Consider the following 17,685-nt stretch of genomic DNA (forward strand, 5'->3'; position numbering starts at 1 on the left):
ATCATTTTGTTCCATCCAATATCAGCTTCGGCACAAATTAAGTACCAACCACTATCACACACCACAGTGGAATCCCTTCTACCTATAACAGAAGATGGCTTTCCGCAATATTATTATTATTGGTCCTAAACAAAAAAACAGGCTTCTTCTTTCTTCCTATCTGCGGTCTTAATACACCATTCGAGCACCTATTAAGCACTAACCGCCACCACACACCGCTGGGTCATCTATTCAACCTAAAAAAAGAAGGGTTTTTCGCCCTTCTTCTCCTACGCGTTATTCTTAATTGTCTCTAACGTCGTTTTATCCGTTGCTCTTACAAGCTTCGTAATGAGTTCTTTTGCTGCCGCATAATCATCAACATGTAAAATAGAAGCATGTGTATGAATGTAACGTGCGCAAACACCAATTACAGCTGATGGGATACCTGAGTTACTTGTATGTACACGGCCCGCATCTGTACCACCTTGTGAAATAAAGTATTGGTACGGAATGTTGTGTGTTTCTGCTGTATCTAAAATGAATTCGCGCATTCCTCTATGCGTTACCATCGTACGATCATAAATACGAAGAAGAGCACCTTTTCCTAATTGACCGAACTGTGTTTTGTCACCAGATGCATCGTTTGCTGGACTTGCATCAAGCGCATAGAAAATGTCTGGTTGAATCATATTTGCAGCAGTTTGTGCACCGCGAAGACCAACTTCTTCTTGTACAGTCGCACCAGAGTATAATGTGTTTGGTAATGTTTCGTCTTTTAATTCTTTTAGTAATTCGATTGCAAGGCCACATCCGTAACGGTTGTCCCAAGCTTTCGCCATAATTTTCTTTTCATTTGCCATCGGCGTAAACGGACAGATTGGCACGATTTGTTGCCCTGGTTTTACACCAATCTCAATCGCATCTTCGTAGCTATCTGCACCTATATCAATTAACATATTTTTTATATCCATCGGTTTTGCACGTTGCGCGTCACTTAATAAATGAGGAGGAATAGAACCAACAACCCCAATAACAGGACCATTCTTCGTCATAACTTGTACACGTTGCGCTAATAACACTTGACTCCACCAGCCGCCTAACGTTTGAAAACGAAGCATCCCATTTTTCGTAATTTGCGTAACCATGAAACCTACTTCATCCATATGACCTGCTACAAGAACACGTGGGCCAGTTTCGTCCCCTTTTTTCAGACCAAATACGCTACCTAAACCGTCTTGCACAATTTCATCCGCATATTTGCTTAATTCTTGCTTCATAAAACGGCGTACATCATGTTCGAAACCTGATGCACCTTGTAATTCTGTTAACGTACGAAATAATTGTAATGTCTCTTTATTCACGAAGTCCCCTTCTTTCAAACCTTAGTAGAATACCTCTTTTATTGTAACGAAATTTTCGAAATGTTTCTAGTTTCTTCTTTTTTAACTGTATTTGCTTTATAATTATTATTGGTACACTATTTTTATTTTATAGAATTGAGGTGAATATATGAGCTGGAAAGGTTTAGTAGCAGGTCTTGGCGTTGGGTTCGCAGCTGGTTATCTTGTTGCAAACAAAGTACAAGAACAATCCCATATTTCTTCAGAAAAAGCATTGAAAATGGTGAAACAAGCATTAAGTCATAAAGGTGAAATTACTGGCTCTTGGGTACATATGGTTCCAGAGGCATTTGAAAAATATGATGTCGCATACGAAGTTTATCGTGGCGGTCTTACAACAATGTTAGATGATATACAAGAACGATTTGAATTTTTAGTTGATGCTAAAACAGGTACTGTTTTAGAGGTTATAGCAGCATAAAAAGGAGGGTTCCCATTAGGTGAACCTCTTATTTTTTAATTGTGAAAGAAATAAAAGGAGTATCGATGTTAGATGATATTAGAAACCGAATACTTATGCCTAAAGGAAATGCGACAAGATGATTTTGATGATTTAAAAATGATGTTGCAAGATCCAGATGTAATGTATGCTTATGATCACAATTTTTCTGATGCTGATGTCCAATCCTGGTTAGATAGAAATATAAAACGATATAAAGATTTTGGCTTTGGCTTATGGGGGATATATCTAAAAGAAACTGATGAATTTATAGGAAATGCCGGTTTAAGTATGCAGTATACTGATGTTGAACAGGTCATAGAAATTGGCTATTTGCTAAAAAAAGAATTTTGGCATAAAGGTTACGCAAGTGAAATTACTAAAAGCATTAAAGAATATGCTTTTAATGAATTAGGACTGTCAAAAGTCTATTCAATTATTAAACATGACAATATTGCTTCACAAAAAGTTGCTAAGAAGCTTGGTATGATTAAAGAAAAAGAATTCATGACTGAATATTATAATGGAGATATGCTTCATTATTTATATAGCATATCTAAATAGGAGGCTGCTCCAGCAAATATTCTGGAACAACCTCCTATTTTTATGCTTCTACACTCGTTTTCCGCTCTATCTTTTCTACAATATGTCCTTCCTTATTCCACTTTACTGCACGGTAATACGCGTCATGATAAAACGTAAACCAAGCATCGTTTTCAGCGCCGTATTCCATCCACTTTTTCTTATTTTCAATTGATGTCATTGGATAATCATCGTAGGCCATCACCCATAGTACATTTTGATGTGCGTGCGTCGGCAATAGGTCTGCTAAATGAATCATCGTTTCACCTTTGCTTTCTAAAGCAATGACTGCATGTCCATCACTATGACCACCTGTATGCGCCATTTTTATTTCATCCGTAATTTCTATTTCTTGCTGGAATGTAACAACTTGATCTACAATCGGCTCCCAATTTTCCTTCCAATATGTATTACGCGACCTGAGATTTGGGTTCCTCATTTCATTCCATTCTGTTTCGCTTACGTAAACTTTCGCATTCGGAAACGATGGTACAAGGTGATCACCTTCCCATTTCGTTAAACCAGATGCATGATCAAAATGCAGGTGTGTCATTAAGACGTACTGAATATCTTCAGGTTTTAAATCTAGTTTTTCTAATGATTTATAAACCGATGACTCTTCTGTTACACCTTGATTTCGCTTCATCTTCTCATTCAATTTACCGTTTCCTATTCCGGAATCAATGAGCATATTACCGTCTTTCGTTTGCAAAAGTAACGGATCTGTTCGTAAATAAATATGATTTGTATCATTATGTTTATATTTACGTGACCAAAGCACTTTCGGTACAACACCAAACATTGCTCCCCCGTCTAAATGTGTGTTCCCGCCTTTTAGCCACGTCACTTTTATATCTCCAATTTGTAACTGTTCCATTTTTCATCCCCCTTTCCTTTCAATATTAACATAAAATTCCGATTATTTTAGTTACAAAAAAACCTATGCATTACTGCATAGGTTCTGTGCGATATTTTGCTTCAACTCGGTAAATACGATGACCTTTACTTGAGAATTTCTCTTCGTATTCCGTCATAATGTTTCCTTCATAATCACTATTATGAAGATCTAGGCTCAGGTAAGTTAATAACATACCATACTCAGCCATACTCATTAGAGAGTATTCAAATAAACCTTGGTTATCTGTTTTGAAATGAATTTCTCCGCCTTCTACTAACACTTCTTCATAATTGCGTAAAAATGTTTTATACGTTAAACGACGCTTCGTGTGACGATTCTTCGGCCATGGATCTGAGAAGTTTAAATAAACGCGGTCAATCTCACCTTTTGCAAAGAAAACTGTTAAATCTTCAGCATCTTTATTAATTAACTTTAAGTTCGGCACTTCTTCTTCAATTAATTTATCAAGTGCATCTACAACAACACTTGTGAATTTTTCAATTCCAATATAATTAATATGTGGGTTTGCTTTTGCCATATCGTACATAAAGCGGCCACGACCTGTACCTACTTCAATATGAATTGGTTGCTCATTTCCAAATACTTCTTTCCAGTTACCAGCGCGCTCCTCTGGATTTCCAATTACGATATGTGAATACTCATTAATTCGATCCATTGCATATGGTTTATGTCTTAAACGCATAGATGTCTCCCTCTCTTTACATAGCTATTTTAAAGGAATAATTCCTTCTCTCTGTTTTAATCAATCTCCCAAACAAAAAACCAAGTACGTACGAGCACTCGGTCCGTTTCTTTCAAGTATAAGATGTACCATTTTGATAAAAACTACATACAGCATTAAACATTCCATGACGAAACAGCTTTTTCTCGTACATTTGAAGAGAAAAACAATCGAAAGGATGATCCGTTCATGCCAATTAATCAACAACATCAGTTAGAAGTGCTGAAAGATATTTTAGTCAATCACCAAAGTGATTGTTGCGGGACAGTTTCTGAATGCGAGCAATTAGAGCGTCTCATTCAATCGTTACTCGCAAACGATAGTATAAGTAGTGACGCTAAAGCAATGCTAAACGATGTATATTCTTATAGTCAATCGGGTAAATCTTCCTCTAATTTGGACAACCACATTTCCAATAATCAAGAACAACTTACTCAGTGGATTGCTGGAATGGACAATTTTTCTTAAGTATTACTCTGAAGCAAGTAGTTGCTGTAAATATTGATGCCAATATTCAGCTTCTGCTTGCTGTTTTTTTGTTGTGTGCCATTGCATAGACAAAATCGTTTGTGCTATTACATACCATCTCATGCGCCTAAGCAGCGATTCATCCATTTCAATATCATAATATTCGAGCCACTCGCTCCATTCGTGGCGCGGAATGTACCAATATAATAACATACCGAGGTCTAGAGCTGGGTCAGCAATTACAGCTCCATCCCAATCAATTAAAAACAACTCATCTTCATCCGACAATAGCCAGTTGTTATGGTTCACATCACAATGGCATACAACGAATTCATTGTATTCAATATCTTTTAATGAATCCATTAAATATTGAAGGCCTTGCTGAATTGTTTCATCATCCCTTATATCTCCTCTTAAAACCAGTTGCAGTTGTTGTAATAACTCTTGTGCGTGGAGCGGCTGCTTCCCAAGTCTTTGAATCATCTGTACAAGCGCTTTAGAAGAGTGTATTTTCTTCAAAAGTTTCGCAACACGTTCTAGTTTCATATCCTCTGGCTCTAGCTTCTGTCCCGGAAGCCATTTTTGAGCAGAAATTACATCACCGTTCGTTACCCTTCTTGTCCAAAGTAATTTTGGAACAATTCCTTCTGCTGACAATACCGCTAAAAAGGGCGATGTATTCCGCTTTAAAAATAACTTCTGTTGTCCGTTTTGCGCAATATACGCATCGCCCGTTACTCCACCAGCCGGTACAAGACTCCACTCTTTTCCTAATAATTGTTCCAACCATTCCATATTCATTACCCGTTAACAAATCCTTATCTTTTATAGTTATGAAAAGAAAAACCGCAACATTTCTACATATGTTGTGGATTCATATATTTTACTGTAAATGAAAAGAAAACTTGGCATAAGCCAAAAACTCTCTATTTTATTTTACAAAACCTGCCATAGAATGACAACTTATCAAAATCGTCACCTTTGTCAATTCTACATTTATTACATTCTCATCGTCAAGTAGCGATTTGTCACATTATCGTCAATATATACGTGCTAATCGGAGCGAGCCTAAGTTCCTTTCCTCTAAATGAAGAAATTGGCTCTATTTTCGCTTGCTTTTCGTTTACTAACACATGCCACGTTTCTTCTTTCGGAAGTTGCACCGTTTTAGCTTCTAAACCGCTATTAAATAAAACTATAATCTCTTTCCACGGTCCAAATGATTCTGCATGCTCTAGGTGATATGCAAGTACTTCTGGAGATGTTTGCAAAAAAGTCATGTGCTTTTTTATAAGGTCTGCGTTTTGTAATCGGAATGCTCTATGCTCTTTGCGAATCGCAATTAAACCTTTTATATAGTTAACAGTCTCTATCTCTTCCTCTTTTTGATCCCAATCTAATTGATTAATTTCATCATTTGCATTATAACTATTTTCATTTCCTTGCTTCGTACGATAAAACTCTTGCCCAGCATGTAAGAAAGGAATGCCTTGCGAAAGAATCACCATTGCGCTCGCTAGAAGGTGACGTTTTTTCAAAATCTCTTCTGGTTCTTCATTACTCCGCATTAGTTTATCCCACATCGTCATATTATCATGACATTCTACATAGTTAATGCTTTGCACAGGCTCTAGAAACAGACCTGTTTCTTTCATACTCAAAAGGCTTCCCGATGCTATATACTGCAAATGATTACAGTCTACATGCCCACCAAATGCAAAACCACGCTTATTTATATGAAAGGTACTCCCTTTTATCCCATCACGAAATTGATCATTAAATTGCGCAATATGCGGCATTTTCTTTGCGTTATTTAACGTTGCTTTTTCCTCTAGAGGAAGTGGTGTTTGTAGCTCCCACCCTTCTCCTAATAACAATGCATCTCGCTTTATGTTTCGTACTTCTTTTTCTATTATATTCATTGTATCAACATCTAAAATTCCCATTAAGTCGAATCGGAATCCATCAACATTGTATTCAGTAAGCCAATATAAAATAGACTCTACAATAAATTTCCTCATCATTTTCCGTTCAGATGCTATATCATTCCCGACTCCCGTCCCATTAGAAGGCATACCATCTTCACCATGACGAAAATAATATCCTGGGACAAGCTTTTCAAATGATGATAGCTCTCTTTCATACACATGATTGTATACAACATCTATAATCACCCTAATGCCGTGCTCATGAAATGTTTCAATTAACTGTTTACACTCTATTATCCTGTTATACGGGTCAGAGGGATTTGTAGCATAATATCCCGTTGGCGCATTGTAATATAATGGATTGTAACCCCAATTATATGCAGAAGAAGGATTCGCCTCATCTACACCACCGAAACAATATAAAGGCAATAATTCAACATGTGTAACACCCAAATCTTTTATATGAGACAAGCCTGTTAACGTCCCATTTCGCCCTGTTGTCCCTTCTTCCATTAGCCCTTTATATGTTCCTTTTTTACTCACTCCACTGCCCTGATGAATAGTGGCATCACGAATATGCAGTTCATACAGTATGGCATCTGTCATTGCGTGTAATGGTGGTAATTGCTCTCGTCTTGTTACATTTGTCTTTTCCAAATCGATAACAACGCCGTACTTCCCATTTACAGTCACTGACTTTGCGTAAGGATCCACTGCTTCATTCCATATTAAATTAATACAAACAAGAAATGTATACTTTTCTCCAGCTAAATTACCTTGTAATGTATGAGTCCAAACCCCACTTTCTCCTCTATACATTTCATGATCGGTATATTCTTTATCACTTTTATAAATCCTTACTTTCGCAAGCCTCGCAGTTGGAGCCCATACTTTAAATGTCGTTGCTTCTTTTTGATAAACAGCCCCTAAATCTGTACCCTCGTAATAATACTTTTCATCGAAAATCGCTGTTCTTATGACAGCACCTATTTGTAAATCTGTTTCTTCATTCCGTTCATCTCGTACTGTATAATACTTCCCCACATCTAGCGGCTCTTCTATAAAGCACTCATACTTCGTTGCATCCGGAAGCGCAATTGTATGAGCAATCGGTAAATCTTTCACGTTACTTCCTTCTTGCAAACGAAATGTCCGGCTTGTTCCATACGCATGTGGGAGCAAAATTGTAATTTTATTCATTTCATCTAAATAGGCATCAAATGGACGTTTTACTTTCAACATAAAAAAATCACCATCATTCTTAAAGTTAAAATAAAGTGAAACTTTAATCAGCGGGAAAGCTTTCCCCCACTGATTATTAGCCTTCACCAATTGGGCCTTTATGGGCAGTTGATATCCCACCTAACTTCTTTGCTTGATCCTAATTTTGAGGTAGGAGTCTTACTGCCCGCAAATAGAGGGATGAAACGAGCTGCAAATGATAAGACTTTTCTTATCATCGAAGCCCTATACAGTAACTCATTATTCTCTATAGTATATTCACCTGTATAAAAAACGTTTTCATACATTCTATTTTTGTAATTTTATTTCAGCAATCGCTTTATACTTCGGTGTCTCCTTCACGTGAGATTCGTATAAAGTAATCGTATCCGCTTGAAATGATATTTCAGGCACTTCCTTTATATGTTCTAAATCGAACTTCTCTTCTCCTACCCATTTACGAGCAACAGTAATATGCGGATGATACGGGCGCGCTTCTAAAGAAAATCCATTCCCTTCACACATAGCGTGCACTTGCTTTTGTAATTGAAGCAAATCGTAATTCTCGCTTACCTTCGACCAAAAAATACGCGGCCTATCTTCCATACCGAACGTAGAAAATCCTTGTAATGTGAACGATAGTTCTTTCATTTCTGTAATTGTTTGTAATCCATTCTTTATTCCTTCTAATTGTTCCTCTGTTGCACTACCTAAAAATGAAAGGGTAATATGGTAGTCTTCTTTATGTACCCATGAACGAAATGGTAATTCCTCCTGCATTTCCTCTTTATAGTTAGACAGCACTTCTTTTATATGATTCGGTAACGTAATCGCGACAAAATAATGCGGCTCCATGTACATCTTCTCCTTCTTTCTATTGTTGCTTTTCTTTCTTATCTCATTCAATTAATAAGAATCAAACTTCCCTACAAGTCTAACCAAGTTAGGGTCGCGTTAATAAAGTTCAACTAATCGGGCTTTTACGGGCAGTTGATCCCCACCTAACTTCTTCGCTTTCGCTAAATTTTAAGGTGGGGGTCTTACTGTCCGTTAATGCGGGATAAATGAAATTATATCGAAATCTCCACAAAGGATATCGACTTAACAACTAAATACGATAAGAAAAGCAACCTATACGTAACAGAAAACCGTCCCAAAATATGTATCGGGACGGCCTCTTCTTATTTATATATCCATTACTTCGCTAATTCATGAATTGCTTGCGCGTAAATTGCTGTTGCTTTTAATAAGTCTTCAATTTCAATGTATTCGTCTTTTTGATGCGCAAGTTCTTCTTTTCCAGGGAACAACGGACCAAACGCAACGCCAGCTTTCAATGAACGAGCGTAAGTACCACCGCCGATTGCTAATAGTTCTGCTTTTTCTCCTGTTTGTTCTTCATATACGCGCTGCAACGTACGAATTAACACGTGGTCTTTATCAACATGATGCGGGCGAGAGTTTGAATAATCCGCCACTTTAAATCCATGATTACCAACGTATTCTTTTAACTTTGCAATCATTTCGTCAAAGTTAGTCGTAACTGGGTAACGTACATTTAATCCTAAATTACCACCATTCTCTTTCGTATAAGAAAGGCGACCAACATTCACAGTTAACGGTCCGCTAATATCGTCTTTATAAGAAATACCTGCTTTCTCTCCTAAAATATCTCCTGTAAATGTTTCTGTTACAAACGATGCAAATGAAGACCCTTTTCCATCAAGAGCAACTGTAGTTAAGAAGTTTGCCAGTAATAAACCTGCATTCTCACCCTTCTCTGGAGTAGATCCGTGAGCTGAAATCCCTTTAATTTGCAACGTCACCGTATTACCTTCTACAATTGCTTCGCCTATTTTTTTAGCAGTTTGTAAATACTCTTCATATGCTACTGTAAGTGCATTTACATCTTCTCCTGTAATAATCGCTTCTGCAAAATCAGGAACCATATTTAAACGGCGACCTGATTCAAATGAAACAAGTTCATATGTACCTTTCTTTTCTTCACTACCACTTTGCACAACTTGTATATCAGAAATTCCTTTTTCTGCATTAATAATTGGAAAATCCGCGTCTGGCGCAAAACCGATTGTTGGCATTTCTTCGTTTTTAAAGTAGTGATCTACACATTTCCAATTGCTTTCCTCATCTGTTCCTAAAATCATGCGAACGCGTTTTGAAAGAGGCAAACCTAATTCTTTCACAATTTTCATCGCATAATAAGCTGCCATCGTTGGGCCTTTATCGTCAATTGCACCACGTGCAAAAATCTTTCCATCGCGAATATCTGCACTATATGCGGGAGTCGTCCAGCCATCTCCTTCTGGTACAACATCAACGTGACAAAGAATACCTACTAACTCTTCTCCTTGTCCCATTTCAAGATGACCTGCATACCCTTCTAAATTTTTAGAAGCAAAACCTTCCGTTTCTCCTTTATGTAACATGAAAGATAAAGCTTTTTCTACACCTTCACCGAATGGTGCGCCCTCTTTCGCTGATTCTTCTTCCCATACACTTTTAATTTGTAAAAATTGTTGTGTATCACGAATTAAATCATCTTTTCGTTTTGCAACTTCTTCTGTCCAATTAATCGCTGACATCACGCATCCATCCTTCACTATATTGTTTCTTTCATCATAACAAACCGAAATCTCTTATGCCATATACGAAACTCAAATACCTAACAATTGTAATATTTCAGATATTTCTTATTAGTTTTTCTTTTATTTTTCTAAAAAAAATTTGCAGGAATTTGGCGTTTTACGTAGAATTTTATGTGTTAGTTGACTGACCATATATACAATGTCAACTACCAATATTTTTCTATATGAATATTTGTTAAATTTCTGTAAAATTTAAGTAGATTAAAGCATGAATTTTATCATGTAGAGTACAATGGTAGTAACGACCTTCTTTCCTGAATGGGGTCAAAAAAACTAGTAGAGGAGTGGTTTTCTCTTGAAACCTACAACTACTCGTATGCTAACACGCATTAAATCAATTTATATGTACATCAATGAAAACGGAACGGTAACGACGAAAGACCTTGTAGATGAGTTCGGGATCACACCGCGAACGATACAACGTGATCTAAATGTGTTGCAGTTTAATGAACTCGTGTATAGCCCTTGCCGCGGTAAGTGGACAACAACAGGAAAGAAAGTGAGAATGACCTCATAACGAAAAATAATTGTATGTAAATAAATACATACCCCTTTCTAACTCATTAGAAAGGGGTCTTTTCTGCGCCAAAAACAGCACTATTTCTCAGTATCTACTTGATATGTTTTTAACATTTCTACTTCTTCATCTGATAGCTCTCGGTATTGTCCAAGTTCTAGCTCTTCATCTAATACTAATGGTCCCATCTCTGTTCTCTTTAGGTAGACTACTTTTTTCCCTACCGCTTCAAACATACGCTTCACTTGATGGAACTTTCCTTCTGTAATTACAAGCTCGATTTCAGAAATCTCATCGCTTTTTAATATTGTAAGTGCACCTGGCTTTGTTTCATAGCCATCATCTAAAATAACACCTTTAGCAAACTCTTTTACATCCTCTTCTGTTACTACTCCTGCAATGTGTGCATAATATTTTTTCGGCACATGCTTTTTCGGAGATAACAATTGATGTGATAACTTCCCGTCATTTGTTATCAATAAGAAACCTTCCGTATCTATATCAAGTCGTCCAACTGGGAACGGATCAAAGATTGCATCTTCTAACTCTAATAAATCTATTACCGTTTCATGATTATCATCTTCTGTCGCTGAAATAACGCCTTGTGGTTTATGCAACATTAAATAAACAAACTCTTTATATTCCACAACTTCTCCGTGAATCATAACTTCTTGCTCTTCTACATTTACATGAACCTTCGCATCTTTCACTGGCGTTCCATCAATTTTTACAACGCCGTCTTTCAATAATTTCTTTACTTCTTTTCTACTTCCATATCCCATATTTGCTAATAATTTATCTAATCTCACGTTTTTCACCTTCTTTGTTTATCATAGAAAAGGGGACGTAATTACGCCCCTTTTGATTTCAACTTTATTTTGAATCTATTGCCAAGTTTACGTTGGATTTTCTCTAACGCTTCTCCGCCAAATACTCGTTCAAGTACTCCTGTGCGAATTGCTAACAATCCATACACAAGACCACCAATACCTGCACAAACCACAACTGTAATAAGAGCACCCATTCGGCCATCAGGTGAGATCATGAAGGACAGAGTCCATTGTGATAACTTTACAGCAATGACCATTACAAGTGTTAATACTGCAATTTGGAAAGTTCTCTTATATACAACACCAAATGAATAGTGTACATGTTTTTTGATTTGTCGATTCGTATACCATACGGAAGCTAAGAATCCGACTGCAGTTGCTAAAATCGCTCCAACTGTACCGAAATAACGAATAAAGATTACGTTACATACGAATTTCAAAATAACACCCATAATAAGCGCGACAATCGCATGTTTTTGTTGATTGATTCCTTGCAGAATTGCTGCTGTTACTGTAAATAAAGCGAATAACAACGCAACCGGTGCATACCACATTAATACTTGTCCACCTAGTGGATCTGAGTCATAGAACGCAGTATAGATTGGATATGCAAGTGTTGAAATACCGACAACTGCTGGCAATGTTAAGAACATATTTGCCTGGAATGTTTGTGTAATTTGTAACTTTAAATAACGGTATTGTTTTTCAGTAAATGATTTTGTAATCGCTGGTACAAGCGTTAAACTAAACGCTGTTGCAAGCGATACAGGAATCATAATTAATTTATGCGTCCACATTGTGAAAATACCAAGCGCTCGCTCTGCGATATCCCCTTGGCCAATCGCTTGCATAATTGAGTTAAATGTCAATGTATCAATTTGTTGATATAAAGGAATTGTTAACCCAATTACAACGTAAGGAATCGCATATGCAAATAATTCTTTAAATAATTGAACCGTACTCACTGTCGATTCTGGTACAGTTTGTTCAATTAAATATTGATCCAAATGTTTTTTACGTTTTAACCAGTACCAAATGAGTACACCGAGCGCTCCAACTGCTGAAACGAACGCAGCAAATGTCGCTACCCCAACTGCTGTTGCAACTGTACCGCCAAGTACTTTAATAACGATAAAACTACCCGCTAATAAAAAGACGATACGAATAATTTGTTCAATAATTTGCGAAACAGTAGTCGGTCCCATCGATTGGTGACCTTGGAAATAACCACGAATTAAACTCGCTGCTGGTACAACAATAAGCGCAAAACTTACAAGACGAATAATCGTCGTAACTTCTTCTACATTACTGTGTACACTTTGTTTACCAAGCATTGCTTCTGCAAACAGTGGCGCTGTCATGTATAGAACTAGGAACGAAAGAACTCCTGTTACTATCATCATAACCATTCCCGAGCGGAACATTCTCCGGCTCGTTTTATAATCGCCAAGCGCATTATATTTGGAAACAAATTTGGAAACAGCAAGCGGCACCCCTGCCGTTGCAATACTTAAAAAGATCGTATATGGAATGTATCCATATGTATAGAGCGTTCCGCCTTCTGTACCTACTAATGCATGAAACGGAAAGACGTAAATCATGCCTAAGAACTTTACTAAAAATGTCCCTAACGTAACAATAAGCGTTCCGCGCAGAAATTTCGAATCGGACATACAAAAATCCTCCTACATCTACATAAAGTGAAACTTTAATCAGTGTGAGTGTTCTTCCCCACTGATTATTAGTTGAACTATTCAAGCATTTACGGGCTACCAAACTCCCTTTTTATTTCTCTTACATCTTAAGGTTTTAGTCTTCTTACCCACAAATAGCAGGATAGTGCTGAACTCTAACTTTTGTATTGTACCACAATTCTCTCCTTAAGCAGTACTTCACTCTATTTTTCTTTTAAGGGAAAACATGCTATTCTTTTAGGCAGGAAATGTAGAAAATGAGGTCGATATATTATGCATTATGATGTTATTGTCATCGGTGGCGGGCCTTCTGGGCTAATGGCTGCAATCGGTGCTGCAGAAGAAGGCGCAAGTGTCTTACTTCTTGATAAAGGAAATAAACTAGGGCGTAAACTTGCGATTTCTGGTGGTGGTCGTTGTAACGTAACGAACCGTCTACCACTTGATGAGATCGTTAAACATATACCAGGAAACGGTCGCTTCTTATACAGCGCTTTTTCTATTTTCAATAATGAAGATATTATTACATTCTTCGAAAAGCTTGGCGTGCAACTAAAAGAAGAAGATCATGGTCGCATGTTCCCTGTATCAAATAAAGCACAATCAGTAGTAGACGCACTTTTAACACGATTAAAAGACTTAGGTGTAAAAATCCGTACGAATACACCCGTTGAAACAATTGAATATGAGAACGGTCAAACGAAAGCAGTCGTACTGCAAACTGGCGAAGTGTTAGAAACGAATCATGTCGTTATCGCTGTTGGCGGAAAATCCGTTCCTCAAACTGGCTCTACTGGAGACGGATACGCTTGGGCTGAAAAAGCTGGGCATACAATTACAGAGCTATTCCCAACAGAAGTACCCATCCTTTCAAACGAACCATTTATTCGTGATCGCTCCTTACAAGGTCTTGCTTTACGCGATGTTAACTTAAGCGTATTAAACCCGAAAGGAAAAGCTATCATTTCTCACAAAATGGACATGCTCTTCACTCATTTCGGCCTATCTGGTCCTGCCGCTCTTCGTTGTAGCCAATTCGTCGTGAAAGCACTGAAAAAGTTTAAAACGAATACGATTCAAATGAGTATCGATGCATTGCCAGAAGAAAATAGTGAACAACTATTCCAGCGCATGCTGAAACAAATGAAAGAAGATCCGAAAAAAGGAATTAAAAATGTATTAAAAGGTTATGTTCCTGAACGTTACTTCCTATTCTTATTAGAAAAGAATGAAATTGATGGCAGCGAACAAGCTGGACAAGTTTCTCACGAGAAGATTCGTGCACTTGTGAAAGACTTTAAAGAGTTTACTGTGAATGTAAATGGTACGCAGTCAATTGAAAAAGCATTCGTTACTGGCGGCGGTGTATCCGTTAAAGAAATTAACCCGAAAGAAATGTCTTCTAAATTCACGAACGGCGTATATTTCTGCGGAGAAGTTCTTGATATTCACGGTTATACTGGCGGCTATAATATTACATCTGCTCTCGTTACTGGTAGAATTGCCGGAACAACAGCTGGAGAAAACGCAAAAATGCAATATTAAAAAAAGAAACAGGGCTTCCTGTTTCTTTTTTTATAGGTATATGAAATTATATCGGCGTTTTCTTAAATATATCGACTTACCGACAAGGAACGATAAATATACGCTCCTCCTGACTTCCCATTGCTTTTTTGTTGCTTTATATACCTTAGTACCTTTATATTTTATATTGTTGAATATTTAAAAAAGGGTAAGGGGAAAAAATATGAGAAAAAAAGTCATGATGTCTTTAATGCTAATGACGTTTCTTTCTGCGGTAGAAGGAACGATTGTTAGTACAGCGATCCCTCGTATAACGAGTGATTTGTCAGGCGTCGAACTTGTTAGTTGGGTATATGCAATTTATATGCTTGCAACAGCTGTTTCGACTCCAATATACGGAAAGTTAGCTGATTTATTCGGCCGTAAAAAAGTTTTACTCATCGGAGCTACAATCTTCTTAATCGGTTCTGCGCTTTGCGGAGTCGTTACATCAATGGAACAATTAATCTTCTTCCGTGCTCTTCAAGGTATAGGTGCTGGTGCTGTTATGCCGATCACAATGACGATTATTGGAGACTTATATAGCGAAGCGAGAGACCGCGCGAAAGCACAAGGTTGGATGAGTGCCGTTTGGGGTGTATCGGGTGTTATCGGACCGTTAGTCGGTGGATTTTTAGTTGATTCTCTATCTTGGCGTTATATTTTCTTCTTAAACGTCCCATTTGGAATTATCGCTTGCTTAATGATCGCCATTTACTACAAAGAATCTATTAAGCCCGCTAAACACCATATCGACTATCTTGGTGCAACAGTCTTCTCATTAAGTATGATCGCTCTACTATATGCATTATTAACAGGTAGCAGTAAGCAAAACTGGGGCGACATAACAATTATCGGCCTATTAATCTTTGCCGTCGTTTCATTCATTATTTTCTTATTCATTGAGAAAAAATCTCCGGAACCATTAATTCCGCTAGCACTTTTCTCTAACCGTACATTATCTACAATAAACATATTAACGCTCATTGCTGGCGCAATGATCATTAGTATTACAATGTACCTTCCAATTTGGAGCCAAGGTGTATTAGGAAAAAATGCGACAGAAGCCGGACTTATTTTAATGCCAATCCCTGTTATGTGGACATTTGGCGCTATTTTCTCTGGTAACTTAGTAGGCAAATTAAAAACGAAACAAATCATTTTACTTGGAGCTAGCATTTTATCAGTCGCTACGTTCTTATTATTTACATTATCAACAAATTCACCATCGTTCCTTATTTATGTAGCAGTCGGATTATTCGGATTAGGAATGGGGCTTGTGACACCTATTTATATGGTAACAATTCAAGCAGCCGTACCAGCTCATACACGCGGAACAGCCGTTGGTTTAAACACATTTATTAATACATTTAGTCAAACGTTAGGTGCTGCAATCTTTGGCACAATCTTTAATACGATGATTCATGCACGCGGTATTCAAAACCTTGATCTTGTATCTGGCGGCGGACACGGAGGAACTACAGCAAACGTAGTAACCGAATCGCAATCCGCATTAGCATCAAGTGTACACGTCATTTACATGAGTACTTTCGTATTAGCAGTATTTACACTAATTATCGCTTGGATTTTATTAAAACCAGCTACTCAAACAAATGAGCAATAATAAAGAGGATGACCATTTTGGTCATCCTCTTTTTACTCTTCATTCTCCACAATATGTTTCAGCATAGATAATTTATTATCCCAAAAACGTTCATAATATGAGAGCCACTGTTGTAATTCCTCTAATGGTTCTGGATGCAAACGATATATCTTCTCTCTTCCGCTTTTTCTTCCGCTTACTAAATTCGCTTCCGAAAGAATATGAAGGTGCTTTACAACCGCAGTACGACTCATCGGAAAATGATCCGTTATTTTGGAAATCGGTAACTCTTTATCACTTAATAACCGTATTACTTCTCGGCGGGTTGGATCAGCAATTGCTTGAAATACATCATATTTCGCTGCTGATGAAGACACTTAGCCTTCAACAACCTTTTTCAGTTTTTCATTTACAATCGCTACCCAGCCGCCACTCATTCTATCGCGAATAATAGAGCTCTTCGCATTCGCTTTCGGAAGAATTTCATCAGGATGTTTCCAGCCGCCGTGAATTAACGTAAATTCTGTTTTATTATCTCCTAGGTCTTTCAGATGAAATGAAACGACCCAGCCATCTGTATCCCATGAGAAAGATAGATGGTTTGGTTCATCAATTTCTAACACTTTACATGGTGATGGGCCAAATGGTGATTGCACACGAAATTCATGTCCTACCTCTAATACAAAATCATTCGGCATAAACCATGACGCAATCCCTTCTGCAGTTGATACTACATTCCATACTTTTTGAATAGACGCGTTAAAAACGATCGTTTGTTTAATATCAGTTAATGTATTTTGTTGTTCCATTTTCATTCTCCTTTATTCGGCAATTAAATATAACACCTTTTGGTTATATTTTGATAATATAACACCTTTTAGTTTCATGTCAACGCTAGTTATTTTTTATTGTTGAGAAATTCTCAACATTTTTTCAACAGGACAAACACCCTCTGAGCATTCCCTCATAATATACTCACAAAGGCAACAAAAAATAAAAACTTCTCTCAACATGAAACTCCATCATTCATCTTGAAAGAAGTGCCTTACGTATATCATGCGTATTTCGTCTCTCCTCCTTCCCTCAGGGACACTACGCGAGATATGAAAAATCAGAAGGAATATGCCCACCATTTGAGTAGGTAGTTATTTC

General features: G+C 37.3%; 17 protein-coding genes. 6 read left to right on the forward strand and 11 right to left on the reverse strand.

Annotated elements, in window-relative coordinates:
• Positions 1-269 precede the first annotated feature (269 nt).
• Positions 270-1,343: a M42 family metallopeptidase gene (locus ACLBWW_RS05100; protein ID WP_001031515.1), complete on the reverse strand. Its 1,074-nt coding sequence runs from the start codon at positions 1,341-1,343 to the stop codon at positions 270-272.
• Positions 1,344-1,491: 148 nt separating this feature from the next.
• Between ACLBWW_RS05100 and ACLBWW_RS05105 the strand changes: the two genes are divergently transcribed.
• Together ACLBWW_RS05105 and ACLBWW_RS05110 are read left to right on the forward strand one after the other, a co-directional pair.
• Entirely contained in the window at positions 1,492-1,803 is a 312-nt protein-coding gene (locus tag ACLBWW_RS05105; protein ID WP_048540743.1) for a PepSY domain-containing protein, read from the forward strand.
• Positions 1,804-1,875: 72 nt separating this feature from the next.
• A complete protein-coding gene (locus ACLBWW_RS05110; RefSeq protein ID WP_048540744.1) occupies positions 1,876-2,385 on the forward strand; it encodes a GNAT family N-acetyltransferase in 510 nt (169 codons plus the stop codon).
• A gap of 40 nt (positions 2,386-2,425) precedes the next feature.
• Here ACLBWW_RS05110 and ACLBWW_RS05115 read toward each other — a convergent pair whose 3' ends face one another.
• Together ACLBWW_RS05115 and trmB are read right to left on the reverse strand one after the other, a co-directional pair.
• Entirely contained in the window at positions 2,426-3,280 is an 855-nt protein-coding gene (locus tag ACLBWW_RS05115; protein ID WP_048540746.1) for a YtnP family quorum-quenching lactonase, read from the reverse strand.
• Between the two features lie 70 nt (positions 3,281-3,350).
• Positions 3,351-4,004, reverse strand: coding sequence for a tRNA (guanosine(46)-N7)-methyltransferase TrmB (trmB, locus tag ACLBWW_RS05120; protein ID WP_001239384.1), 654 nt, complete (start codon positions 4,002-4,004; stop codon positions 3,351-3,353).
• Positions 4,005-4,232: 228 nt separating this feature from the next.
• On the opposite strand from trmB, the gene ACLBWW_RS05125 reads away from it, so the two are divergent.
• Positions 4,233-4,511, forward strand: a complete 279-nt coding sequence (locus ACLBWW_RS05125; protein ID WP_001122236.1) for a YtzH-like family protein — start codon at positions 4,233-4,235, stop codon at positions 4,509-4,511.
• Between the two features lie 3 nt (positions 4,512-4,514).
• Here ACLBWW_RS05125 and ACLBWW_RS05130 read toward each other — a convergent pair whose 3' ends face one another.
• The 4 genes from ACLBWW_RS05130 to pepV all read right to left on the reverse strand — a co-directional run bounded on the left by ACLBWW_RS05130 (position 4,515) and on the right by pepV (position 10,263).
• Positions 4,515-5,312, reverse strand: coding sequence for a phosphotransferase family protein (locus tag ACLBWW_RS05130; protein WP_002096266.1), 798 nt, complete (start codon positions 5,310-5,312; stop codon positions 4,515-4,517).
• A 227-nt stretch (positions 5,313-5,539) separates the two neighbouring features.
• Entirely contained in the window at positions 5,540-7,681 is a 2,142-nt protein-coding gene (gene pulA / locus ACLBWW_RS05135; protein WP_048540850.1) for a type I pullulanase, read from the reverse strand.
• Between the two features lie 288 nt (positions 7,682-7,969).
• Positions 7,970-8,515, reverse strand: a complete 546-nt coding sequence (gene thpR / locus ACLBWW_RS05140) for an RNA 2',3'-cyclic phosphodiesterase (protein WP_048540749.1) — start codon at positions 8,513-8,515, stop codon at positions 7,970-7,972.
• Between the two features lie 341 nt (positions 8,516-8,856).
• Positions 8,857-10,263: a dipeptidase PepV gene (pepV, locus tag ACLBWW_RS05145; RefSeq protein WP_048540750.1), complete on the reverse strand. Its 1,407-nt coding sequence runs from the start codon at positions 10,261-10,263 to the stop codon at positions 8,857-8,859.
• 358 nt (positions 10,264-10,621) lie between these two features.
• Here pepV and ACLBWW_RS05150 point away from each other — a divergent pair, with 358 nt between their 5' ends.
• On the forward strand, positions 10,622-10,843 hold the full coding sequence (locus ACLBWW_RS05150; RefSeq protein WP_000805512.1) for a DeoR family transcriptional regulator: 222 nt from the start codon (positions 10,622-10,624) through the stop codon (positions 10,841-10,843).
• Positions 10,844-10,923: 80 nt separating this feature from the next.
• Here ACLBWW_RS05150 and ACLBWW_RS05155 read toward each other — a convergent pair whose 3' ends face one another.
• Together ACLBWW_RS05155 and ACLBWW_RS05160 are read right to left on the reverse strand one after the other, a co-directional pair.
• Complete coding sequence (locus ACLBWW_RS05155) at positions 10,924-11,652, reverse strand: pseudouridine synthase (protein ID WP_048540752.1); 729 nt, start codon at positions 11,650-11,652, stop codon at positions 10,924-10,926.
• A 41-nt stretch (positions 11,653-11,693) separates the two neighbouring features.
• Positions 11,694-13,346, reverse strand: coding sequence for a putative polysaccharide biosynthesis protein (locus tag ACLBWW_RS05160; RefSeq protein WP_048540754.1), 1,653 nt, complete (start codon positions 13,344-13,346; stop codon positions 11,694-11,696).
• Positions 13,347-13,640: 294 nt separating this feature from the next.
• Between ACLBWW_RS05160 and ACLBWW_RS05165 the strand changes: the two genes are divergently transcribed.
• Together ACLBWW_RS05165 and ACLBWW_RS05170 are read left to right on the forward strand one after the other, a co-directional pair.
• Entirely contained in the window at positions 13,641-14,912 is a 1,272-nt protein-coding gene (locus tag ACLBWW_RS05165) for a BaiN/RdsA family NAD(P)/FAD-dependent oxidoreductase (protein WP_000558876.1), read from the forward strand.
• Positions 14,913-15,114: 202 nt separating this feature from the next.
• Entirely contained in the window at positions 15,115-16,554 is a 1,440-nt protein-coding gene (locus ACLBWW_RS05170) for an MDR family MFS transporter (protein ID WP_447613924.1), read from the forward strand.
• A gap of 32 nt (positions 16,555-16,586) precedes the next feature.
• Here ACLBWW_RS05170 and ACLBWW_RS05175 read toward each other — a convergent pair whose 3' ends face one another.
• Positions 16,587-16,910 (reverse strand): ArsR/SmtB family transcription factor, encoded by a 324-nt coding sequence (locus tag ACLBWW_RS05175; RefSeq protein ID WP_000098837.1) that lies wholly within the window; start codon positions 16,908-16,910, stop codon positions 16,587-16,589.
• A complete protein-coding gene (locus ACLBWW_RS05180; protein WP_048540758.1) occupies positions 16,911-17,342 on the reverse strand; it encodes an SRPBCC family protein in 432 nt (143 codons plus the stop codon). It lies immediately after the preceding gene.
• Between the last annotated feature and the right edge of the window lie 343 nt (positions 17,343-17,685).

Source organism: Bacillus sp. M5A3_1b, from assembly GCF_053345335.1.